The 20660-nt window shown below is 72.3% G+C and carries 25 protein-coding genes and 1 tRNA gene; 8 read left to right on the top strand and 18 right to left on the bottom strand.

Features of this window, described 5'->3' with window-relative positions:
• From HF519_RS06280 to HF519_RS06270, 3 genes are all read left to right on the top strand, one after another.
• Nucleotides 1–1338 carry a dihydrolipoamide acetyltransferase family protein gene (locus HF519_RS06280; RefSeq protein WP_169411018.1) on the top strand — a complete coding sequence of 446 codons (1338 nt, stop codon included), beginning with the start codon at nt 1–3 and terminating at the stop codon, nt 1336–1338.
• Nucleotides 1338–1610, top strand: coding sequence for an acyl carrier protein (locus HF519_RS06275; RefSeq protein ID WP_169411016.1), 273 nt, complete (start codon nt 1338–1340; stop codon nt 1608–1610). The genes HF519_RS06280 and HF519_RS06275 overlap by 1 nt, the downstream gene beginning before the upstream one ends.
• A gap of 78 nt (nt 1611–1688) precedes the next feature.
• Nucleotides 1689–1958, top strand: coding sequence for a DUF1876 domain-containing protein (locus HF519_RS06270; RefSeq protein WP_169411014.1), 270 nt, complete (start codon nt 1689–1691; stop codon nt 1956–1958).
• Between the two features lie 55 nt (nt 1959–2013).
• Here the strand turns inward: HF519_RS06270 and HF519_RS06265 are convergent, their stop codons facing one another.
• Nucleotides 2014–2433 (bottom strand): CBS domain-containing protein, encoded by a 420-nt coding sequence (locus tag HF519_RS06265; RefSeq protein ID WP_169411012.1) that lies wholly within the window; start codon nt 2431–2433, stop codon nt 2014–2016.
• Nucleotides 2434–2489: 56 nt separating this feature from the next.
• The gene (locus HF519_RS06260) at nt 2490–2939 is read right to left on the bottom strand and encodes a universal stress protein (protein WP_169411010.1); all 450 of its coding nucleotides are present in this window, start codon (nt 2937–2939) and stop codon (nt 2490–2492) included.
• 229 nt (nt 2940–3168) lie between these two features.
• Between HF519_RS06260 and HF519_RS32695 the strand changes: the two genes are divergently transcribed.
• Nucleotides 3169–4128 (top strand): universal stress protein, encoded by a 960-nt coding sequence (locus HF519_RS32695; protein WP_169411008.1) that lies wholly within the window; start codon nt 3169–3171, stop codon nt 4126–4128.
• Nucleotides 4122–5648 carry a bifunctional aminoglycoside phosphotransferase/ATP-binding protein gene (locus HF519_RS06250; protein ID WP_169410955.1) on the top strand — a complete coding sequence of 509 codons (1527 nt, stop codon included), beginning with the start codon at nt 4122–4124 and terminating at the stop codon, nt 5646–5648. The genes HF519_RS32695 and HF519_RS06250 overlap by 7 nt, the downstream gene beginning before the upstream one ends.
• Nucleotides 5649–5802: 154 nt before the next feature.
• Here the strand turns inward: HF519_RS06250 and HF519_RS06245 are convergent, their stop codons facing one another.
• Both HF519_RS06245 and HF519_RS06240 read right to left on the bottom strand, forming a co-directional pair.
• Nucleotides 5803–6138: a hypothetical protein gene (locus HF519_RS06245; RefSeq protein WP_169411006.1), complete on the bottom strand. Its 336-nt coding sequence runs from the start codon at nt 6136–6138 to the stop codon at nt 5803–5805.
• A gap of 108 nt (nt 6139–6246) precedes the next feature.
• Nucleotides 6247–6801, bottom strand: coding sequence for a flavodoxin domain-containing protein (locus tag HF519_RS06240; protein WP_169411004.1), 555 nt, complete (start codon nt 6799–6801; stop codon nt 6247–6249).
• A gap of 421 nt (nt 6802–7222) precedes the next feature.
• On the opposite strand from HF519_RS06240, the gene HF519_RS06235 reads away from it, so the two are divergent.
• Both HF519_RS06235 and HF519_RS06230 read left to right on the top strand, forming a co-directional pair.
• Nucleotides 7223–7684 (top strand): pyridoxamine 5'-phosphate oxidase family protein, encoded by a 462-nt coding sequence (locus tag HF519_RS06235; protein WP_169411002.1) that lies wholly within the window; start codon nt 7223–7225, stop codon nt 7682–7684.
• A 214-nt stretch (nt 7685–7898) separates the two neighbouring features.
• Nucleotides 7899–8066 (top strand): hypothetical protein, encoded by a 168-nt coding sequence (locus tag HF519_RS06230; protein ID WP_211169618.1) that lies wholly within the window; start codon nt 7899–7901, stop codon nt 8064–8066.
• Nucleotides 8067–8147: 81 nt separating this feature from the next.
• On the opposite strand, the gene HF519_RS06225 is transcribed toward HF519_RS06230, so the two are convergent.
• The 5 genes from HF519_RS06225 to HF519_RS06205 all read right to left on the bottom strand — a co-directional run bounded on the left by HF519_RS06225 (nt 8148) and on the right by HF519_RS06205 (nt 12314).
• Nucleotides 8148–8221: transfer RNA gene (locus HF519_RS06225), tRNA-Pro, on the bottom strand.
• A 229-nt stretch (nt 8222–8450) separates the two neighbouring features.
• Entirely contained in the window at nt 8451–9491 is a 1041-nt protein-coding gene (locus tag HF519_RS06220) for an alpha/beta fold hydrolase (protein WP_169410998.1), read from the bottom strand.
• Between the two features lie 69 nt (nt 9492–9560).
• Nucleotides 9561–10808 carry a formamidase gene (fmdA, locus tag HF519_RS06215; protein WP_169410996.1) on the bottom strand — a complete coding sequence of 416 codons (1248 nt, stop codon included), beginning with the start codon at nt 10806–10808 and terminating at the stop codon, nt 9561–9563.
• 39 nt (nt 10809–10847) lie between these two features.
• On the bottom strand, nt 10848–11147 hold the full coding sequence (locus HF519_RS06210; RefSeq protein ID WP_169410995.1) for an FmdB family zinc ribbon protein: 300 nt from the start codon (nt 11145–11147) through the stop codon (nt 10848–10850).
• A 75-nt stretch (nt 11148–11222) separates the two neighbouring features.
• Nucleotides 11223–12314, bottom strand: coding sequence for a substrate-binding domain-containing protein (locus HF519_RS06205; protein WP_169410993.1), 1092 nt, complete (start codon nt 12312–12314; stop codon nt 11223–11225).
• A gap of 108 nt (nt 12315–12422) precedes the next feature.
• Between HF519_RS06205 and HF519_RS06200 the strand changes: the two genes are divergently transcribed.
• A complete protein-coding gene (locus tag HF519_RS06200) occupies nt 12423–12881 on the top strand; it encodes a MarR family winged helix-turn-helix transcriptional regulator (protein ID WP_312859932.1) in 459 nt (152 codons plus the stop codon).
• A 14-nt stretch (nt 12882–12895) separates the two neighbouring features.
• Here HF519_RS06200 and HF519_RS06195 read toward each other — a convergent pair whose 3' ends face one another.
• The 9 genes from HF519_RS06195 to HF519_RS06155 all read right to left on the bottom strand — a co-directional run bounded on the left by HF519_RS06195 (nt 12896) and on the right by HF519_RS06155 (nt 20660).
• Nucleotides 12896–14089 carry a sensor histidine kinase gene (locus tag HF519_RS06195; RefSeq protein WP_246242639.1) on the bottom strand — a complete coding sequence of 398 codons (1194 nt, stop codon included), beginning with the start codon at nt 14087–14089 and terminating at the stop codon, nt 12896–12898.
• A 2-nt stretch (nt 14090–14091) separates the two neighbouring features.
• The gene (locus tag HF519_RS06190; protein WP_169410990.1) at nt 14092–14763 is read right to left on the bottom strand and encodes a response regulator; all 672 of its coding nucleotides are present in this window, start codon (nt 14761–14763) and stop codon (nt 14092–14094) included.
• Between the two features lie 62 nt (nt 14764–14825).
• Nucleotides 14826–16226 carry a ribosome biogenesis GTPase Der gene (der, locus tag HF519_RS06185; RefSeq protein WP_246242659.1) on the bottom strand — a complete coding sequence of 467 codons (1401 nt, stop codon included), beginning with the start codon at nt 16224–16226 and terminating at the stop codon, nt 14826–14828.
• A 59-nt stretch (nt 16227–16285) separates the two neighbouring features.
• Entirely contained in the window at nt 16286–16942 is a 657-nt protein-coding gene (locus HF519_RS06180; protein ID WP_169410988.1) for a lysophospholipid acyltransferase family protein, read from the bottom strand.
• A complete protein-coding gene (gene cmk, locus HF519_RS06175) occupies nt 16939–17691 on the bottom strand; it encodes a (d)CMP kinase (RefSeq protein ID WP_169411091.1) in 753 nt (250 codons plus the stop codon). The genes HF519_RS06180 and cmk overlap by 4 nt, the downstream gene beginning before the upstream one ends.
• 300 nt (nt 17692–17991) lie before the next feature.
• Entirely contained in the window at nt 17992–18354 is a 363-nt protein-coding gene (aroH, locus tag HF519_RS06170) for a chorismate mutase (protein WP_169410986.1), read from the bottom strand.
• Nucleotides 18355–18416: 62 nt separating this feature from the next.
• The gene (locus HF519_RS06165; RefSeq protein ID WP_169410984.1) at nt 18417–19169 is read right to left on the bottom strand and encodes a pseudouridine synthase; all 753 of its coding nucleotides are present in this window, start codon (nt 19167–19169) and stop codon (nt 18417–18419) included.
• Complete coding sequence (gene scpB, locus HF519_RS06160; protein WP_169410982.1) at nt 19169–19828, bottom strand: SMC-Scp complex subunit ScpB; 660 nt, start codon at nt 19826–19828, stop codon at nt 19169–19171. The genes HF519_RS06165 and scpB overlap by 1 nt, the downstream gene beginning before the upstream one ends.
• Entirely contained in the window at nt 19821–20660 is an 840-nt protein-coding gene (locus tag HF519_RS06155; RefSeq protein WP_211169628.1) for a segregation and condensation protein A, read from the bottom strand. Before HF519_RS06155 ends, scpB begins: the two co-directional genes overlap by 8 nt.

Here is a 20660-nt window from a genome sequence, read left to right as displayed (position 1 = left end):
ATGGCCGAGTTCCGGATGCCGTCGCTCGGGGCGGACATGGAGTCCGGCACGGTCCTGGAATGGCTGGTCGGGCCCGGGGACCAGGTGCGGCGCGGCGACGTCGTCGCCGTCGTCGACACCGACAAGGCGGCCATCGACGTGGAGTGCTTCGACTCGGGGGTGATCGAGCGGCTGCTCGTGCAACCCGGGGAGAAGGTCTCGGTCGGGACTCCGCTGGCCCTCATCGCAGCCACCGGAGCGGACGCCGGGCCGGCGCCGCCCGAGACCGCCGCGCGGCCCCGAGAAACCCCACCGCCCGCACCTCATCCGGCCGCACTCTCACCGCTGGTCCGCCGACGCGCCGCCGAGGCCGGTCTGGACATCGCCACGCTGACCGGTACCGGGCCGGGTGGGGTCGTCACGGCCGCCGACGTCGACCACGCCCTGCACCCGGCGGTGCCGGTCGCGGCACCTCTGGTGCCGTCTGTGACCCCCGGGCCCCCGGAGCCGGTCGTCGCCGCGGCACCCGGTGCCCGGATCCACGTCTCGCCCTACGCCCGGCGGCTGGCCGCCGAACGCGGGGTGGACCCGACGGTGCTGCGCGGGTCGGGCCCCGATGGCGTGGTGCATGCCCGTGACGTACCCGCGGTCCCGGCCCCGGTCGTGACGAACGGCGCCGGGCCGGCACCCGTCGCCGCGACGGCCCTGCGCCGGGCGACCGCCGCACTGATGGCTCGTTCGAAGCGCGAGATCCCGCACTATTACCTGGCCCTGGACATCGACCTGGGACCGGCCCTGGACTGGCTGCGCGCCCACAACCGGGCGATTCCGGTGGCGGCCCGGGTGCTGCCGGCTGCGGTGCTGCTGCGCGCCGTGGTGCTGGCCGCGCAGGCCGTCCCCGAGCTCAACGGGCACTGGATCGACGATCGCTTCGTCCCCGGCCGCGGTGTCCAGCTGGGCGTCGCGGTGTCGCTGCGCGGCGGCGGCCTCGTGGTGCCCGTCATCCGGGACGCCGGCACGCTGGGGCTCGACGACCTGATGGCCCGCGTGCGCGAGGGCGGGGAGCGCGCCCGCACCGGGCGGCTGCGCTCGTCGGAGGCCGGCGGAGCGACCATCACCGTCACGAACCTCGGCGAGCTCGGCGTGGACGCGGTCGACGGCGTGATCCACCCACCGCAGGTGGCGCTGGTCGGTTTCGGCGCCGTCCGGCCCCGCCCCTGGGCCGCCGGCGACGCGGTGCTCGTGCGCCCGGTCGTCACCGCCACCTTGTCCGCGGACCACCGCGCGACCGACGGCGCTCTAGGGGCGCGCCTGCTGCGCGAGATCGACCGACGCCTCCGACGACCCGAGGAGCTGTGATGACCGCACCCCGGCACGACCTGACGCCTCTCGAAGCCCGCACACTGGTGCTCGATGTCCTGCGCACCGTCTCCCCCGGTCCGGCGCTCGACGCCCTCGGCCCGCACGACGACCTGCGCGACGCCCTGGGGCTCGACTCGCTGGACTTCCTCGCGGTGGTGACACGGGTCAGCGAGCGGACCGGGCGGCGGATCGACGAGGACGACTACGACGGGCTCGCCGACCTGGACGGCTGGGTGGGTTTGCTCACCACGTCGGATCCGGCCCTCTGACCGGTGCGGGCGTCTCGTCGCCGCAGATCCGATACCAGGCAGTCAGCACGACCTGACGACGGACAAAAGGGAACGATCATGGGCAACGCCACACAGTGGACCGTCAGCATCGACATCGATGAGCATGACGGGCGTACGCGAGCCGTGGCGAGGTTGCACACGCGCGACAGCGATCGGCTCGTGGGCGTCGGCCTCGCCCGCCTCAACCCGGACGACCAGGACGTGCCCACGATCGGTGACGAGCTGGCGGTCGCCAGGGCCCTGTCGGAGCTGAGTCATCGCTTGCTGAGCACCGCAGCCGACGACATCGAGGGGGTCACCGGGAGCCTGGCACATCCTCACCTCTGAGCGGCCCTCGTCTGCGCGTACCGCTGTCCGGCAGGTTCGCCCGGGCAGCACCCGATCAGTTCTCGGCGAGCAGCACCGACAGCACGTCGCGCATCGCCACCACGCCCAGCACCTCGCGGTCGTTACCGACGGGTATGTGCCGTACCCCGGCGTCGCGCATGAGGATCCCGACGGCTCGGACGGAGTCGGCCGGGTCCGCCCATACGACCTCGGTGCTCATGACGTCCTCCGCCTGCACCTCGGCGAGGTCTCGTGCCGTGGTGAGCGCGGTCACGACGTCCCGCTCGGAGAGCACGCCCAACGGTCCGTGCTCGCCGGTCACCAGTACCGCACCGATCTCGTCGGCCACGAGCTCGGCAACCACCTCGAGCATCGAGCAGCCGACGTCGACGGTGGCGACCGTGCTGTTCATGATCAGGCGTACCGGGTCGGACGGCGTGACGTGGCCGGTCGCGGCGTCGTTCACAGCAGGCATCGCTAGCTCTCTTCTGTGCGTCTTCTGTGCGGCACGTGTCCGGTGAGGACCACGGACTAACCCACCGCCACCCGGTCCGGAGTGGGGACGATCGTGACCGGGCAGGTCGCGTGCAGGACGCACTTCGAGGCCACCGAGCCGAGCAGCAGATTGGCGAAGCCCCCACCACCCCGATGACCGACCACCAGTAGATCGGCGTGGCGGGCCGCGTCGACCAGGGCGGCGGCCGGATCACCGACCACCGGGCGGATCTCGACCGGGACGTCACGTGCCTGCTCGCCGAAACTGTCCGCCACCTTTCTGACGTGGGCTTCGACATGGTCGCGGATGGTCTCGCGCAGCGCCTCGGAACTCTCGGGCGCGGCGGGCATACCGTAGGCGCATGCCCAGTAGGGCGGCAGGTCGAACGCCGCCACGACGATCAGCTGCGCTCCGCGACGGGCCGCCTCCTGCAGCGCGAACCCGATAGCGACCTCGGACCCGGGGGAGCCATCTGCTCCGACCACGACAGTTCTCGTTCGGTCGTCCACGGTTGACCTCCTGCGCGCTACGACCGGCGCACCTGCGGGCCGGGCTCCGATCAGCGTGCGCGTCCGGCGCCGCGTCGGCCCACCGTCGGCAGGCCTGATCGTGCGGGCTGGAGGACCCGCACGATCAGGCCTGCCGGCCCTGCTGGCCGGTATCGGGTCGAGCGCACCCTGACCGGGCCGACGAGCTGCGGACAGAGGAGATCTCGTGACCGAGCAGACCCCCCATGAACCGCCCGTGGTCGTCGGCGTGAACGGAACCCAGACCGCGTTGCGGGCGGTCCTCTGGGCAGCGCACGAGGCCCGGCTGCGCCGCGCACCACTACGGATCGTGCACGCGGCGCCCTACGCCACCGAGCCGACCGGGCCCGGCCGGCGCCGCGCCGACGCGATCCTGGCCCGCGCCTACACCCTCGCGCGCCGCCAAGGCCACGCCCTCGACGTCCACACCGAACGATCCGACCACGAACCGGAGCAGGCCCTGCTCGAGGCGGCCGACCGCGCCCAGCTCCTCGTCCTCGGCATGGCGGGCGGGCAGCGGCTCACCGACGCACTCATCCCGTCCACGGCGCTGCCGGTCAGCAGCCACGCCGGCTGCCCGGTGGTCGTGGTGCGCGGCAGGCAGGTCCCGATGTCCCCGGGCCGCCCGGTGGTGGTCGGCGTCGACGACCCGACCACCGATTCAGCCGCGCTGCGCACCGCCTTCGACGACGCCCGCCGCCACCGCACCCCACTGACCATGCTGCACGCCCGGCACCGCGCCGGCCCGTGGCGCGGGCACCTCCACGAACGCGACACCCAGGCCGAGGCATTCGGGCACCTCACCGATGCGCTGTCACCGTGGCGCACCCGCTACCCCGACGTCCAGGCCGGCCTGCGCCTGCTGCTCGGCAACCCGGTGGACCTCCTGCTGCGCGAGGCCGTACACGCACGGCTGGTCGTGCTCGGCACCCACCGGCGCGGGACCACCGCACGCGCAGTCTTCGGATCCACCAGCCGCGAAGTACTCCGCGCCTGTTCATGCCCCGTCGAGGTGGTGCACCCCAGCGCCTGGCATACGGTAAGCGGCACCACGCCGGCTACCGCAGCTCCAGCCCCGTCGGCGGTGACCACACCGAGCACACCCGCCTGGACGAACCACCCGCACGACCGTGGCGAACTGTGGTGACGGCCCCGCCCACCGCAGAGTTCGCGGCAGTCCGTGAGACACACGTCGGCGTGGTCTTCCTGGTCGGCGACCGCGCCTACAAGCTGAAGAAGCCGGTGCGCACGGGATTCCTGGACTTCAGCACACCCGACCGGCGGCTCGCCGCCTGCCGCCGCGAGCTCGAACTCAACCGCCGGCTCGCGCCCGACGTCTACCTCGGGATCAGCGACGTCTCCGCCCCGCACGACGGAGCACAGGACCGGAGCGGCTCCGGAGACGCCGCAACCGCCACGGCGGAGCATCTTCTGGTCATGCGCCGCATGCCCGGCGGGCGCCGGCTGTCCGCGCTGGTGCGCGCGGGAGATCCGGCGACCGGCCCGCTGCGCGAAGTGGCCCGGTTGATGGCCGGCTTCCACGCGAGCGCCGAACGCGGGCCCCGCATCACCGCCGAGGGCGGCCCGGAAGCGTTGCGGCGCCGATGGACCGACAACCTCGAGCAGGCCAAAGCGTTCCGGGGAAGGGTGCTGTCCGAGGCGGTGGTCGACTCGATCGCCCGGCTCGCCCTGCGCTTCATCGACGGCCGGGGCGAGCTGTTCGCCGACCGGCAGGCCCACGACCGAATCGTGGACGGCCACGGCGACCTGATCGCCGAGGACGTGTTCTGCCTCGACGACGGACCGCGGGTGCTGGACTGCCTGGAGTTCGACGACCAGCTGCGCTTCGTGGACGGCCTGGACGACGTCGCGTTCCTGGCCATGGATCTGGAACGGCTGGGCCGGCCCGACCTGGCCCAGCTGTTCCTGGGCGCCTACGTCGAGTTCTCCGGCGACCCGGCACCGGCGGCGCTGCGCCACCACTACGTGGCCTACCGCGCGTTCGTGCGGGCCAAGGTGGCCTGCCTACGCCACGAGCAAGGCGACCCCCCTGCGGCCGAGGACGCGACGGGATACGCGGAGCTGGCACAGCGTCATCTGCAGGACGGCGCCGTGCGCCTCGCCCTCGTGGGCGGACTGCCCGGAACCGGCAAGACGACCCTGGGAGGTGGACTCGCCGACCGGTTCGGCGCGGTGCTGCTCTCCAGCGACCGGATCCGCAAGGAGCTGGCCGGCCTGGACCCCACCCTGCCGGCCGCCGCCGGGTACCGGCAGGGGCTCTACACCCCGGAGCACACCGACACGCTCTACCGGGAGCTGCTCCGCCGCGCCGGGGAACTACTGGGCCGTGGGGAATCGGTGGTGCTCGACGCGTCGTGGGCCGACGCGGGCCACCGGCACGCCGCCGAGGCGCTCGCCCACCGCACGCACAGCGACCTCGTCCGGCTGCAGTGCCGGGCCACCGCCGAGACCGCCGGACGGCGGATCCTGACCCGAGGACCTACCGCCTCCGATGCCACACCTGCCGTGGCGACCGCCATGGCCACCGACGCCGGCCTCTGGCCTGAGGCGGTCGCCATTCCCACCTCCGGGTCCATCGAGGACTCGCTGGACCGCGCGGCCGCGGTGTGGCGCCTCACCGCAGCCCGGACTACGACCCACCGGTGAGGACCGACCGGAACAGTCGCCATCGGCGCAGTCTCCCGCGGTTCGACGAGCACCAGCGGTACACCGTGCGCGTCCGGCCGGGCAAGGACCGGCTACCCGGCCCTCCGCGTCGCCCGACCGCTACGAAGATGCCGCACCGTCGCGACCACCCACATCAGTGAGATCGCGGCAACGCACACCGCGAGTGTCCCGGGCTGCCGGAGTCGATGGTCGACAGGGCGAAGGCCACTGCGATGATCCCGACGGCGCCCAGCAATCCGGCCCTCAGCCTGCCGACAGTCGCGACTCGCGCATCGACGACGAACGCCGTGATCCCGGCGACCAGTGCGATCACGGCGATGCCGCGGGGCCCGGGGACGAAAGGCAGACCGGGGCGGGTCAGGTCGGGGACCAGGAGCAGCACCACGACTGCGACCAGAACGCTCGCCACCGTGTCCCGCCAGACCCACCCAGGCGTCGGCTCCCCTGCGACGTCCCGGACCGGGCTCATGGTTCCGTCCCCGGCCTCTGGCCCGCCTCGACCCCGCCCCCAACGGCGTCCACGGCACTCCGTGCAGTGGGCACTGGGGTGAGATGGCGGAGGACGAGCATCTTCGGATCAGCCGTCGGCGTCATGAACGCTCTGCATCCGAGGTTCCCGCGATCGCGTTTCCAGCTGATCCGCGATGTCGTCGGCCCACGCGTCGACGTCGTCCCAGTCGCGGAAGTCGCCGTAGCGCCCGGCCAGGACGGCGAAGAGCGCGCGGCCGACCAGAGACCTGTTCTGCTCCTTCTGGTAGACGCCGGAGAAGAGGCGGTGGCCCCGGAGCTCTACGAGGTCGCGGAGACCGGCGATCGCCTTCGGCCCCTCCGACATGGCGAAACGGCGCAAGGGCCGGCGTAACGCCGCCGGCATTCCGACGCTGAACAACCACGTTGGCCGGTGGCGGAGGATGTCGGCGTTCTCCCGGACGAACCGCGTCGCCTGCCCGAGCCAGACTCCGTTGTGGATGGCGCTACCGAGCACCACCGCGTCGTAGCGTTCGGCGTCCGTCACCCGGTCCAGGGCGACGACCTCGACGCGCCGGCCGTGGTCGGCCAACCGGGCCGCCACCCGCTCGGCGATCTCCCGCGTCGAGCCGTGCTCACTCGCGTAACCGACCAACACCGACATGACCCACCTCCGGGTCCGGATCTGATCTCCAGCATTCGCGCACATTCCGGTCGGTCGAAGAGCCGATGGTCCCCCTTCCGAAGGGCTTCCAGCGGCCTCCGCCCAGTAGCCCACACACCAGGACCTGCAGCTCGGTCAGCTGCAGCCGCACGAGAAAACCGGGCGACGCGGACAGCCACGATCAGGCGGGACCCCCCTCAGGGCTGCTCCTCCAGTCAGGCGCTCAGCGACCAGTCAGGCGCTCGGCGACTCATCAACGTCGGGCCGAAGCCAGCAACGGAGGCCGCGAGGGCCAGATGGTGGGAAGGTCCAAATCCGGATGCTCCGCGGCCTCCCAGAGCGGGTCTTCCGGCCCTGGACGGCTCTGCCCGGCGCTCTACCGTCGAGGACCGTCCGATGACGCGCAATGGAGGAGAGGGCGATGAACAAGGGCCCGGGCTCCCCGGACGAACGACCCCTCGAGACTCTCGACCGCGATGCCTGCCTCGCGCTGCTCTCGACCGTCGCCATTGGACGGGTGGCCTGGGCTACATCGACCGGAGCTGTCGTCGTGCTGCCCGTCAACTTCGTCCTCGACGGAGAAACGATCGTGTTCAGCACCGGGCCGGGCGAAAAGCTCACCGCAGTACGCGAGGGCAGGCAGGTCTCCTTCGAAGCGGACGATGTCGAGGAGGCGATTCATACCGGGTGGAGCGTGCTGATCACCGGCACCGCAGAGGTCGTCGACGATCCTGAGCAGGCGCACCGAATCGAGCGACTCCACCTCGAGACCTGGGCTCCAGGCTCCGGGCGGTTGTTCATCCGGTTGCCGGTGGAGGAGGTCACCGGCAGGCGCCTCCCTCTGCGACCGGGCAGGGTGACGATCGAACGGCTCGACCGCTGAGAGCCGGCCACGGCGGCGGGCTGACGAGCGACAACCGCTGGGCGCGGATATGCGCCCGACGGGCGTCGCGCGACGCCACCGCCGCGTGACCGCGCCGGGTGTCTGATCCCGGGGCCAGCGTCGCTACGACCACCTCATCCGGGGCGGATGATGCCGGGCCACATGTGGGGCCTTTGTGCTGGGACGGCAGCTGTAGCCGGCCGTGGTGGCCATCATGCTGCGGATGGTCCACGACGACGCCGACCCCGCCCGGGGCGACGCGGGTGCCACCGGGAGCATGGCCTCCGACCGGATGGTGGCGCTGGCGCGGCGCTGCGGGCAGGGGCTGGTCATCGGGGCCTCGGTCAACGAACTTCGTTGCCGCGACACCAGGACCCGATGAGGTCCGGCCCGCGCACTGTTCTCGCTGCCCAGATATGCCGATGGGCGGTGTCCCCGTCGAAAGACACCGCCCATCAGACCGTCGGGACGACAGGATTTGAACCTGCGACCCCTTGACCCCCAGTCAAGTGCGCTACCAAGCTGCGCCACGTCCCGGCCGCCCCCTTGGGGGCTCGATCAGACTACCGCACCGCAGATCGGAGTCCCCTACCGGCCGGTCGTCAGCTCCCCCCTAGCTCGCTGGCCTGCACGCTTGCTGGATACCGACCGCGAGGGCACCCGCGGCGGGCATGTCCAGTTTCGACGATCAGGTCCCGTGTGACCACCGCCCTCGGTCGCCTCGGCAGGGGCGACTTTCGTGGGTACCGACGAGTAGCCCAACCTCTCACTTCCCCGGATCCGCACTGAGCAGCTCCGCGACCGCGGCGTCGATGACCGCCGTGTCTGCCGGGTTCTGTCCGGCGCCGGCGAAGTGGCCCCAGACGCCGGGTATCACCCGCAGCTCGGCGTTCGGCATGTGGGAGACCTCCCACTCCTCGTCCTCGGGCGGGAAGTAGAGGTCCTTCTCCGCCGGCATCACGATCGCGCGCGCCCGAATGGAGGCGAGAGCCTCCTCCGTGGAGGAGAACCCGGGCGTGGTGCCCACGTCGCCGTGCCACCACGTGTCGAGCATCGTGAGCAGGTTGTCGGGATCGCGGTCGTCCAGGAAGAAGCCCTCCCAGAAGCCGACGAGGAAGTCCTCCAAGGAGGTGTAGCCGAGTTCGCGCCACACCTCGTCCCAGTAGAAGGCCTGCGAGTAGCCCCATCCGGCGTAGACCCGGGCGGCGGCGCGCAGGCCGGTGACCGGTAGCAGTTCGGGCGAGTACCACCCACCCTCGAAGGCGCAGTCCGCGGTCAGCGCGGCCTTGACCCCCTCGAGGAAGACCCTGTTGTGCGGGGCGGTCCGTGCGGACCCGCAGAACGGCAGGATCCGCTGCACCATCTCCGGATGGCTGACCGCCCACTGGAAACTCTGGCCGGCGCCCATGGACCAGCCGAGCACCAACGGCAGGGTCTCGATCCCGAACACCTCGGTCACCAGCCGGTACTGCGAGGCGACGTTGTCGCGCACCGAGACCCTCGGGAACCGGGCCCGATCCCAGGGTGGCGGCGTGTTCGACGGCGAGGACGACAGCCCGTTGCCGAGCATGTTCGGCACGATGATGAACCAGCGGTCCGGGTCGAGCGCCATGCCCCGCCCGATCAGCCATTCGTTGTCCCAGTGTCGCCCGGAGTACCAGGTCGGATACACGATCGCGTTCGACTTGTCGTCGTTGAGCGTTCCGTAGGTTTGGTAGGCGACCCGTGCGGGCCGCAGCGTCTCACCGCATTCGAGGGTGAAGTTCGCGATCTCGTGGACCTCGTACGGTGCGTCAGGGCCGGTCATGGCGCCTCCTCGCTCTCGTGGCCCCCCGCATCGATGGTGCTGCGCTGAATCGTGGCCCCGCAATCCCCGTCACGTGGAGACCGCGCAGCCACCGCGATCGACCGCGACCGGCCCCGACGCGGACGGCCGGATGTCGACGTCGAAGATCGCGGTCGGCAGGTAGAGCGAGCAGCACGCGTTGGGGATGTCGACGACGCCGGACACCCGCCCCTCGATCGGCGCCGCGCCCAGCAGCAGGTACGCCTGGGGCCCGCTGTAGCCGAACTTCTTGAGGTACTCGATCGCATTGAGACAGGCGTTGCGGTAGGCGACGGTCGCGTCGTTGTAGAGGTTGGTGTCCGTCTCGTGGTCGACCCCGATGCCGATGAACGTGACGAACTCCGAGTACCGCGGCTCCACGTTGCCCGGCATCAGGATCGGGTTCGTCGTCACCCCGTAGGTCTGCATGCCGCCCTTGATCAGGTCGACGTGGAAGTCGATGAACCCGCCCATCTCGATGGCGCCGCAGAAGGTGATCTCGCCGTCGCCCTGACTGAAGTGCAGGTCGCCGCCCGAGAACATCGCCCCGGGCACGTGCACGGGATAGAACACGCGCGAGCCGCGGGTGAAGTTCTTGATGTCGTGGTTGCCGCCGTTCTCCCGGGCCGGCACGGTGCGCGCGCCGTCGCGCCCGATCGCGGCCAGCAGGTCGCCCTCGGCGGTGCCGCCCAGCACCGCGTTCTCCAGCGGGGGCAAGGCGAGCGGCGGCACCCGGTCCGGGTCGGTCGCGATCAGCGCCCGCTCGCGGGCGTTCCAGCGGGCCAGCAGCTCGGCCGAGGGCGCGGTACCGAACAGCCCCGGGTGCGTGATGCCGGTGAAACTCACCCCGGGGATGTGCCGCGAGGTCGCCTTCTGCCCGCTGAAGTCCCAGATCGCCTTGTACGCGTCGGGGAAGTGGTCGGTCAGGAAACCGCCGCCGTTCTGCTTGGCGAAGATGCCGGTGTAGCCCCAACCCTGGCCGGGCGCGTCGCCGACCTCCTGGGGCACGGGCCCGAGGTCGAGGATGTCGACGACGAGCAGGTCGCCCGGCTCGGCACCCTCGATCGCGATCGGGCCCGACAGCATGTGGCAGCCGTCGAGTTGGACGTCGCGCACGTCGTTGGCCGAGTCGTTGTTGCCGATCTGCCCGTCGGTCCACTCCCGGCACTCGACGCGGATCGAGGAGCCGGGCTGCACCGTGACCGCCGCAGGGATGTCGGGGTGCCAGCGGTTGTGACCGGGCACCGCCTGGTCGCGCATCGACTTGGCCTGGTCGACGCTGAAGACGACATCGGGCATGGGGGACCTCCGACGCTCGGGTTGTCGAACGGGTGCGGATCAGGGACGCGGCAGCCGGGCGTGCCGCGGGTCGGTCGTGTAGCGCGTCGCCCGGCCGGGCCGCCGGTCGGCCGACCGTGGCGGCACCGCCGTCACGACCTGCGGGGAGTCGGCACTGCGCTCCCCCGCGTCGAGGGCCCGGCGCAGGCGCGCGTCCATGCGCCGCAGCGCCGGTGCACCGAACACCCGGCGGCCCCGCATCCCGCAGCCCGGGCACACCGCCACGGCATCCACCTCGGACATCGGCCGCACGAGGTCGAAGCCACCGCAGTTCGGACAGTGATAGGCGTAGGTGGGCACGGGCGCCTCCCGGTCACCGACAGGTACTGCCGAGTGAAACTATTCGGAATGACAGCCTCTGGTCAAGGCCGGGCCTCAGCCGGGTGCCCGCGTCAGCTCGGCGATGACGTCGAACTCCAACCCGTCCGCCCTCGCCAGGTGGACGCTCTGCAGCAGGTGGTTCCCGGCCATCCGAACGACGCCACGTGGACTCTCGTACACCAGCGTCTGCGCAGCGGCGGACAGCTCGTCCAGCTCCAGGCTCGCGGCCCGACCCGCCAGCCGGGAGAGCAGCGTCAGCCCCTCGTAGCAGGATTCGCCCAGCGAGTTCAGGACCGGGGCGTCGACTCCGAATCGGTCCACGTAGCGGCCGGAGAAGTCCAACCCGCGCGACGTCGCCAGCGTTTCGAAGAACCCCGCCGCGGCGTAGAGCTGCCGGGTGTTCTCGGCGCCCGTGGCGAGCAGCATGTTCTCCTCCATCAGCGGGCTGAGCCGGACGCACCGGCGGTCGAGCCCGGCCGCTGCGAACAGCCGGTTGAACCGCACCGCGTCCGAGCCGACCAGGAACATCAGCACCCCGTCGGCTCCACTGCGCTCCACCCGGGCCAGCGAGGGCCCGAAGTCCTCTGTTCCGAGCGGGACGAACACCTCGTCGAGGACCTGGACGTCCGGGGAGTCGAGCGCGTACCGGCGCGCGGCACGGGCGGACATCCGCGGCCAGACGTAGTCGTCACCGACGACGCACCAGGTGCGCACGCCCAGTTCCCGCGACATCCAGCGCATCGCCGGCAGCAGCTGACGATCCGGGGTCTCCCCCGCGAGGAACACCCCCGGGGTCCGCTCGCCGCCCTCGTAGAGCGGTGTGTAGACGTAGGGCACCCGCCCGGCGACGACCGGCGTCAGTTCCTGGCGTACGGCCGAGATGTGCCAGCCGCTGACGGCCTGGACGGCGCCCGCCTCGACGAGCCGGGCGACCTCGCAGGCGACCTGAGCGGGCGGACGACCGCCGTCGACCAGGCGCAGCCGAAGCTCGCGACCCAGCACGCCGCCGTCGGCGTTGATCTCCTCGGCCGCCAGCCGGCCGCAGGCCTCGCAGGACGGCCCGAAGATTCCCGCCGGCCCGCTTCGCGGCACCACGAAGGCCACGTCGAGACGCCGACGGCGCGCCGCCGTCTCCAGGCGCTGCATCGACCACCTCCCCGGCGGGATACTCCGAGGTGCCCCCTTCCGCGTGACAGTGTTTACGATGAGAGCGATGTAGTCACTGTCTGACTCGATCCGAAATGGGGGGCGCAGGTGTCGCCAGGGGTAGGTCCGGTCACGACGTCCGGCACCACCGCCGCCACGCTCGGCCGCCTGCTCAGCCAGGTGGAGCAGCGCGTGGCCCGCCGGATCGAGGGCGTCCTCGGCACCCCACCGGGCGCGCCCACGCTGGACCAGTGGCGGGTGCTGGAACTTCTCGCCGACGGCGCGGGCCACCCGATGACGGAGATCGCCGGGTACGTGATGGTCCCGGCGCCCACCCTGACCAAGATCGTCGACCGGCTCGTCGACGCCGCCCTGGTCTACCGGCGGGTCGACGACGCGGACCGCCGCCGGGTGCTCGTCTTCCTCTCCGATCACGGCCGCGAGTTGCACGGCCGGCTGGCCCCGGCGGTGCAGGAGGTCGAGCGGGACGTCGCCGACGAGCTCGGGGGCGACGACGCGGCGAAGCTGATCGACCTGCTGTCCCGGCTGGCGCAGCGGCTCGGCTGAGCAGCCGAGGCCCCTCAGACGGCCGGGCCCACCGGAGTCATCGACCCGTCCTCCCGTAGCGCCGCCGCATCGCCCGACGCGATCCGGGGCCGGACGACGCCGGGTTCCGAGCTCAGCGGGAACACCGCCCGGACCGTGAATCCGCCATCCGGGCCAGGCCCCGTGGTCAGCTCACCGCCGACCGCACCGACCCGCTCGGCCAGTCCGGCCAGGCCCGCACCGCCCACTCCGAAGCCCTCGCCGCCCGGGGTGCGACGACGTCCGGCCCCGGGCACCTGGTCGTTGTGCACGCTGACCGACAGCTCGCCGGCGTCCCGCCAGCACAACTCGATCCGGACCGGTGCACCCGGGGCGTGCCGGGCCGCGTTCGTGAGCGACTCCTGCACCACCCGGTAGACAGCGCGGTCCAGTCCCGGCGGCAGCTCTCTGGACGTGCCCACGTCGACGAGATCTGCCTGCACCCCGGCCGCGCGGGATCTGGCGACCAGCCCCGGCAGATCGGCCACCCCGGCCGGCTGATCGGGCCGTCCGTCGAGCAACCCGAGCGCCGCCCGCATCTCGGCCAGCGCGCGCTTGGCCAGCACGCGCAGCCGCTCCGCTCCCTCGCGGGTCTCCGGCTCGGCCGTCGACGCGGCCAGCGCCGCCGCCCCGACCGCGATCAGCGTCGCGTGGTGGCCGACGGCGTCGTGGATCTCGCGCCCGATCCGGGACCGCTCCTCCGCTCGGGCGGCCGTCTCGCGGGCCTGCAGCATCGCCTCACGCGCCCGCTCGAGCTCGCGCAGGCTCGCGGTCAGCCGCTCCCGGGTGCTGATCAGCAGCCCCATCGCGGCGGGAGCCCCGGCCCACAGTGCGGTGAAGGCGACCGTCAGCACGCGATCGGCCCAGGACAGGTCCTGCAGGAGGAGTACCGGCAGCACCGCGGCCAGCCCGGCCAGCACCACCCACGGCGAGGTCCGGGAGACCCGGCCGCTGCGTCGGCCGAGCGTGTACAGCGCAACGAGCGCGGGTGGCCAGCCCAGCCCCCCGACCAGCCCCCACAGCACACCGAGCACGCCCAGCGAGGGCCACAGGTGCCGAAGCGGGAGCAGCGCGCAGCCCACCAGACCGGCCGCCACCGAGTAGCCGAACGGCGGGTGGCCGAGCAGCACCGCACAGGCCGGCACCAGCACGGCGAGCAGCTCGAGCCCGATCCTCCGCGATGTCGTCATCCTCATCCGGCTCCCCAGCCCTGTGCCAGCAGCGCGGCCTGGACCCGGTTCTGGGCACCGAGCTTCACCAGCAGCGCCGAGACGTACTTCTTCACGGTGGCCTCGGCCAGGCCCAGATGGCAAGCGATCGCGGCGTTCGACTCGCCGGCGGCGAGCAGTCCGAGCACCTGGTTCTCGCGCATGGTCAGGTCCGCCGGCCGGCCCGACGCGGGCGGCGCGGACCCGGCGGCCAGCCGAGGCAGAAGCCGCGCGGTGATGCGCGGGTCGAGCACGGCGCCGCCGGCCGCGAGATCGCGCACCGCACGGATCAGCGCGTCGGGCTCGGCGTCCTTGAGCAGAAAGCCCTGGACCCCGATCCGGAGCGCCTCCGCGACGTAGTCGTCGAGGTCGAACGTGGTCAGGACCGCGGCCGGGGGCGCGTCCGGACGGGCGCACAGGATGCGCAACGCGGCCAGCCCGTCGGTACCGGGCATCTGCACGTCGGCGAGCACCACGTCGGGGTGGTGCTCGCCGACCGCGGCCAGCAGGGCGTCACCGTCACCCGCCTCGGCGACGACGCGGATCGTGCCTCCGACCTGCAGCACGGTGCGCAGCCCGGCACGGAGCAGCGGCTCGTCGTCGGCCAGCACCACGCGTACCGGGGCCGGACCAGGTGCCCCCGCCGCCGGCTTCATACGGCGAGACTAGTCGGCGGCCTGTGGAACGATCGTTCCCTTCGTGGCCGCCGCCCGGCGTGTCAGCGCTGCTTCTTCGCGTTCTTCGCGTTCTTCGCGCGCTTCTCCCGCACCCGCACCGACAGCCGGACCGGGGAGCCTTCGAACCCGAACTCCTCGCGCAGCCGCCGCTCCAGGAACCGCCGGTACCCCGCCTCCAGGAAACCGGTGGTGAACAACACGAACGTCGGCGGACGGGTCTGGGCCTGGGTTGCGAAGAGCACCTTCGGCTGCTTGCCGCCGCGCACCGGGGGCGGGGTCGCGGCGATGACGTCCGCCAGCCAGCCGTTGAGCCGGCCCGTCGGAATGCGCTGGTCCCACGACTCGAGCGCGGTGCGCAGCGCGGGCGCGATCTTCGCGACCGACCGCCCGGTGAGCGCGGAGACGTTGACGCGCTCGGCCCACCGCACCCGCACCAGGTCGCGTTCGAGCTCGCGCTTCATCGCGAGCCTGCGGTCCTCGTCGACCAGGTCCCACTTGTTGAACACCAGGACGAGCGCGCGGCCGGCCTCCTCGACCATGCTGATCACGCGCTGGTCCTGCTCGGCGATCGGCTCGCTCGCGTCCAGCAGCACGACGGCCACCTCGGCGGCCTCGATGGCCGCCTGCGTGCGCAGGCTGGCGTAGTACTCCATGCCGCTGGCCATCTTGACCCGCTTGCGCAGACCGGCGGTGTCGACGAAACGCCACACCTCGCCGTCCAGCTCCACCAGCGAGTCGACCGGGTCGACGGTCGTGCCCGCCACGTCGTGCACCACCGAACGCAGCTCCCCGGAGACCCGGTTGAGCAGGCTCGACTTGCCGACGTTCGGCTTGCCGACCAGCGCGACCCGGCGCGGGCCGCCCGAGGACGCACCGAAGGTGTCACGCGGGGTCTCCGGCAGCGCCTCCAGGATCGCGTCGAGCAGGTCGCCCGAACCGCGGCCGTGCAGACCGCTCACCGGGTGCGGCTCGCCGAGCCCGAGCCGCCACAGCGAGGCGGTGTCGGCGGTGAGCCGGTCGTCGTCGACCTTGGTCGCGGCCAGCAGGACCGGCCGGTCCGAGCGCCGCAGCACCCGGGCGACGGCCTCGTCGGTCGTGGTGGCCCCGACGCTCGCGTCCACCACGAGCAACACCGCGTCGGCGGTCTGCATGGCCAGCTCGGCCTGCGCCGCGACGGCGGCCTGCAGGCCGGTCGCGTCCGGTTCCCAGCCCCCGGTGTCGACCAGCGTGAACCGGCGGCCGTTCCAGAGCGCGTCGTAGGCGACCCGATCGCGGGTCACTCCCGGGACGTCCTGCACGACCGCTTCACGGCGTCCAAGCATCCGGTTGACCAGCGTCGACTTGCCGACATTGGGCCGGCCGACCACGGCCAGCACCGGGGTGGCCACCACGGCGCCGTCAACACCGTCCGGGGCGCCCGCCCCCTCGTCTTCTTCATCCATGGCCACGAAGTCGGCCGGGTCGATGCCCAGCTCCGCCATCGCGGCGCGATCGTCTGCACTCACGTTCTGCTCCGTACGTCATCCAGCTCCACGACCAGCCCGGCCAGCGCGGCACGGATGGTCTCGGTGGCCGCGGTCAGCTCCGCGCGGCCCTTACCTGCGGGAGCCGGCAACGGCTCCCCCACCAGGACGTCCACCCGCGGCCGGAAGCGGCGGCGGACGCCGTCGGGCCGCCGGGTGCCCCGGCACACGACCGGCAGCACGACCGCACCCGACGCCCGCGCCAGCCACGCCGCACCGTGCTGGGCCGCCGCCACGTCACCGCTGCCCCGGGTTCCCTCGGGGAAGACCCCCACCAGGCCACCGCCCCGCAACACACCGAGAGCCGCCATGAGCGGCCGGCGATCGGGTTCGCCGCGGCGCACCGCGAGCTGCCCGATTCGCGGCAACGCCCAGGCCAGCGGCCCGGTGAACATCTCCTGCTTTACCAAGAACACCGCGCGGCGCCCCAGTAGTCCGTACAGCAGCGGCCCGTCCACGAGCGCGCTGTGATTTGCGACGAGCACCACCGGGCCGGTGGGGGGAACCCGGTCGAGGTGATGGACCCGAACGCGGTATACCGGGCGAAAGCACCAGGTACCCACCCAACGCGCGAGGTCGTGCAGCCGCTGCGACGCGCCCGGGGGTAGATCGGCGAGTTCCGCCGGGGCGGTCACGACACGAGCCCGCGCTCGGTCACGAGGCGCAGCAGCTCGTCGAGCACGGCATCGACGCTGAGGTCGTCGGTGTCGAGGATCAATGCGTCCGGGGCGGCGTGCAGCGGTGACGTGGCGCGGGTCGAGTCGAGCCGGTCCCGGCGCCGGACATCGGCCAGCGTCGTCTCGTGGTCCCCGGCGCGGCCGGCCTTGCGGTCCTGAGCGCCGCGGCGAGCAGCGCGGACCTCCTCGGACGCGGTGAGGTACACCTTCAGCTCGGCGTCCGGCGCGACCACGCTGCCGATGTCGCGGCCCTCCACGACGATTCCGCCGACGGTGCCCAGTGCCTCCGCGATGAGCTTGCGCTGCCGCTCGACGAGCACCGCACGAACCGTCGGCTGCGCGGACACCGCGCTGACCAGCATCGTCACCGGCCCGCCCCGGATCTCCGCCTCGACGTCCTCGCCGTCGAGGAGGATCCTCGGCGCCGCCGGGTCGGTGATCGACTCCAGCTCGGCCGCGACGGCGACGGCGGTGATGTCCTCGGCCGGGCTCTGCTCGTCCAGACCCGCGCGCAGGACCGCGAGGGTCGCGGCCCGGTACATCGCCCCGGTGTCGAGATACGCGGCCTCGCCCGCGATCGCCAGCCGCCGCGAGACCGTCGACTTGCCGGTGCCCGACGGCCCGTCCATCGCCACGACGCCGCGTAGCCTGCCCGGACCGGACACCGCTCGACCCCTCTCCGGGCCCTGCGGCCCATTCCGCCGCATCACCGGCCGTGCCCCCACGACCGGCGCGGGTTGGCTCCATTGTGCCGTGCGGGGTGACACGGCCGGTCAGGGGCATGCGGTCGCGCTCCCCGGTCAGCGGCAACGGATCGCTGGACGGCGCAACCGCTGCCTCACCAGCTCCTGATCGGTGAGCCGAAGGCGGTGACCGCGCCGTCCGCGGCTCGAGGCCCCGAAACGGTGATCGCCGGTAGCACTGGGTCGGCGGCGCCGGGTCGGTGACGCCGGGTTGGCGGCGCTGGGCCGGCCGGCGACCGCGCCGGCCGGAGGCCCGGCCGGGCCCTACTGCGGCAGGTCCGTGCGGAGCGCCGATGCTCCGCGCAGGTACACGTGCCGCAGCGCGGAGCGCGGCCGATCGGTCTCGACGTGCGCGAGCAGCCGCAACGTGCGCGGCAGCGCTCCCGGCACCGCGATCTCCGACGCGCACAGCAGCGGCACGTCGGTCAGCCCCAGCAGCCGGGCGGCGTATGCGGGGAACTCCGCGGTGAGGTCGGGGGTCGCGGTGAAGACGATCGAGATGATGTCGTCGGGGGTGAGGTCGTTGCGCTTGAGCACCGCGCTGACCAGCTCCGCGGAGCCATCGAGGATCTCCTGACGATCGTCGGAGTCGACCTGGATGGCCCCTCGCACCGCTCGTACCGCCATGGGCCCGCAGCCTAAGTGATCGGCTATCAGCTCGATGCCACCGCCCCGCGCGACGCCCGATCTCAGAGACCGACGGCCTTGTACAGAGCACCGACCTCGGGCCGGGTCAGCGGCCGGATCCGGCCGGGCCGCTGGTCGCCGAGCCGGACGTCGGCGATCGCGGTGCGGACCAGCCGCTGCACCGGGAACCCGACCTCGTCCATCAGCCGGCGCACCACGTGCTTGCGCCCCTCGTGCAGCACCAGTTCGATCATCGACCGGCCGGCGTGCGAGTCGACCAACCGGAACGAGTGCACGGTCACCGGACCGTCCTCGAGCTCGACCCCGGCGCGCAGCCGCTTGCCGAGATCGCGCGGTAGCTGCCCGGCCACCTCCGCCATGTAGGTCTTCTCGACCTCGAACGACGGGTGCATGAGCCGGTGCCCGAGATCGCCGTCGTTGGTGAGCAGCAGCAGTCCCTCGGTGTCTGCGTCGAGCCGACCGACGTGGAACAGCCGCTCCGTGCGAGCGGCCACCAGGTCGCCGACGCAGGGCCGGCCGCGGTCGTCGGACATCGTGGAGAGCATCCCGCGCGGCTTGTTCAGAGCCAGGTGCACCAGGTCCTCGCGCAACACGATGCGTGAACCGTCGACATGCACCACGGCGGTGTCCGGGTCGACCCGCCGGCCCATCTCGCGCACGACCTTGCCGTCCACGCTCACGCGGCCGGCCGCGATCAGCTCCTCGGCGGCGCGGCGGGAGGCCACACCGGCCTGCGCGAGCACCTTCTGCAGTCGGACGCCGTCGGGCCGGGTCTGGGGATTGTTCACACTCATCACAGTTCGTCGATCGCATCCACGTCCGGCAACAGCGGGGCCAGCGGTGGCAACTCGTCCACCGATGACAGGCCCAGCCGCTCCAGGAACAGTTCGGTAGTACGGAACAGGGTTCCCTGGGTCTGCCCGTCGACGCCGGCCTCCTCGACCAGCCCACGGGTCAGCAACGTGCGCAGCACGCCGTCGCAGTTGACCCCGCGCACCGCGGCCACCCGGGCCCGGGTGACGGGCTGGCGGTAGGCGACGACGGCGAGGGTCTCCAGTGCGGCCCGGGTCAGCCGGGCCCGCTGCCCGTCGAGCAGCAGCCGCTCGACGTAGGGGGCGTAGGTCTCGCGGGTGTAGAAGCGCCAGCCCTCACCCGCGCGCCGCAGGTCGATGCCGCGACCCGCGGACCGGTAGCCGTCGGCCAGCCGCAGCAGGGCGGCACCGACCCGGTCCGCAGGCTGACCGAGGGCCCCGGCCAGGGTCTGTTCGTCGGTGGGCGCGTCCACGACGAGCAGCAGCGCCTCCAGCGCGGCGTCCAGTTCGGCGTCGTCGGCGAGGGCGGGCGGCACCCCCGGCGTCTCGGTGGCCTCCTCGGCGCCCGGGCCGGTGGCGGGGTCGTCGGCATCGACGCAGGGGGTGGTGCTGGGGGTGCTCACGCTGTCGGGGTCACTCACTGATCTCGGTGTCGTCGTCCGCGGATGTGCTGTGCACGAGGTTCTCGGATCCGCCGGTCCAGCGTACTGTCAGCTCCCCGAACGCCTCCGGCTGCTCCAACCAGATGCTCGCCTCGCGGTAGAGCTCGAGGATCGCGAGGAAACGGGCCACGACCTCCAGCGGCGACACGCAGTCGGCGGTGAGCGTTGCGAAGGTCGCCTCGCCCAGTTCCATCAGCCGCCGGCGCAGCAGTTCGATGTGCTCGGCCACCGATACCTTCGGCCCGTGCAGGTGGTCGAGGCCGACCGTGGGTGGCGGCTTGGGGCGGAACACCGTGGCCGCCAGCTCGGCGAAGCTCTCCGGACCCACTCCGAGCAGGACCTCGGGGAGCAGGCCGGCGAACCGGTCCTCCAGCGCGACCGAGCGCGGGAACCGGCGCAGGGCCGTCGACTCCAGCTCGACGAACAACGCCGCGACCTGCTTGTACGCGCGGTACTGCAGCAGCCTGGCGAACAGCAGGTCGCGGGCTTCGAGCAGGGCGAGGTCCTCGTCGTCCTCGACCTCGGCGTCGGGCAGCAGCCGGGCCGCCTTCAGGTCGAGCAGCGTGGCGGCGATGACGAGGAACTCGGTGGTCTCGTCCAGGTCGGCGTCGTCGCCGAGATCGGTCAGGTGCGCGATGAAGTCGTCGGTGACCCGGTGCAGCGCCATCTCGGTGATGTCCAGCTGGTGCTTGCCGATCAGCTGCAGCAGCAGGTCGAACGGGCCGGTGAAGTTGTGCAGCCGCACAGTGAAGCGACGGCGGCCGTTCTCCGTCGGGACGCCTTCCGGGACGAGCGGTTCGTTCTCGACCAG

The sequence above is a fragment of the Pseudonocardia bannensis genome, from assembly GCF_012911875.1.
GTDB classification, from domain to species: Bacteria; Actinomycetota; Actinomycetes; order Mycobacteriales; family Pseudonocardiaceae; genus Pseudonocardia; species Pseudonocardia bannensis.
This window is presented reverse-complemented; position numbering and strand designations above follow the sequence as displayed.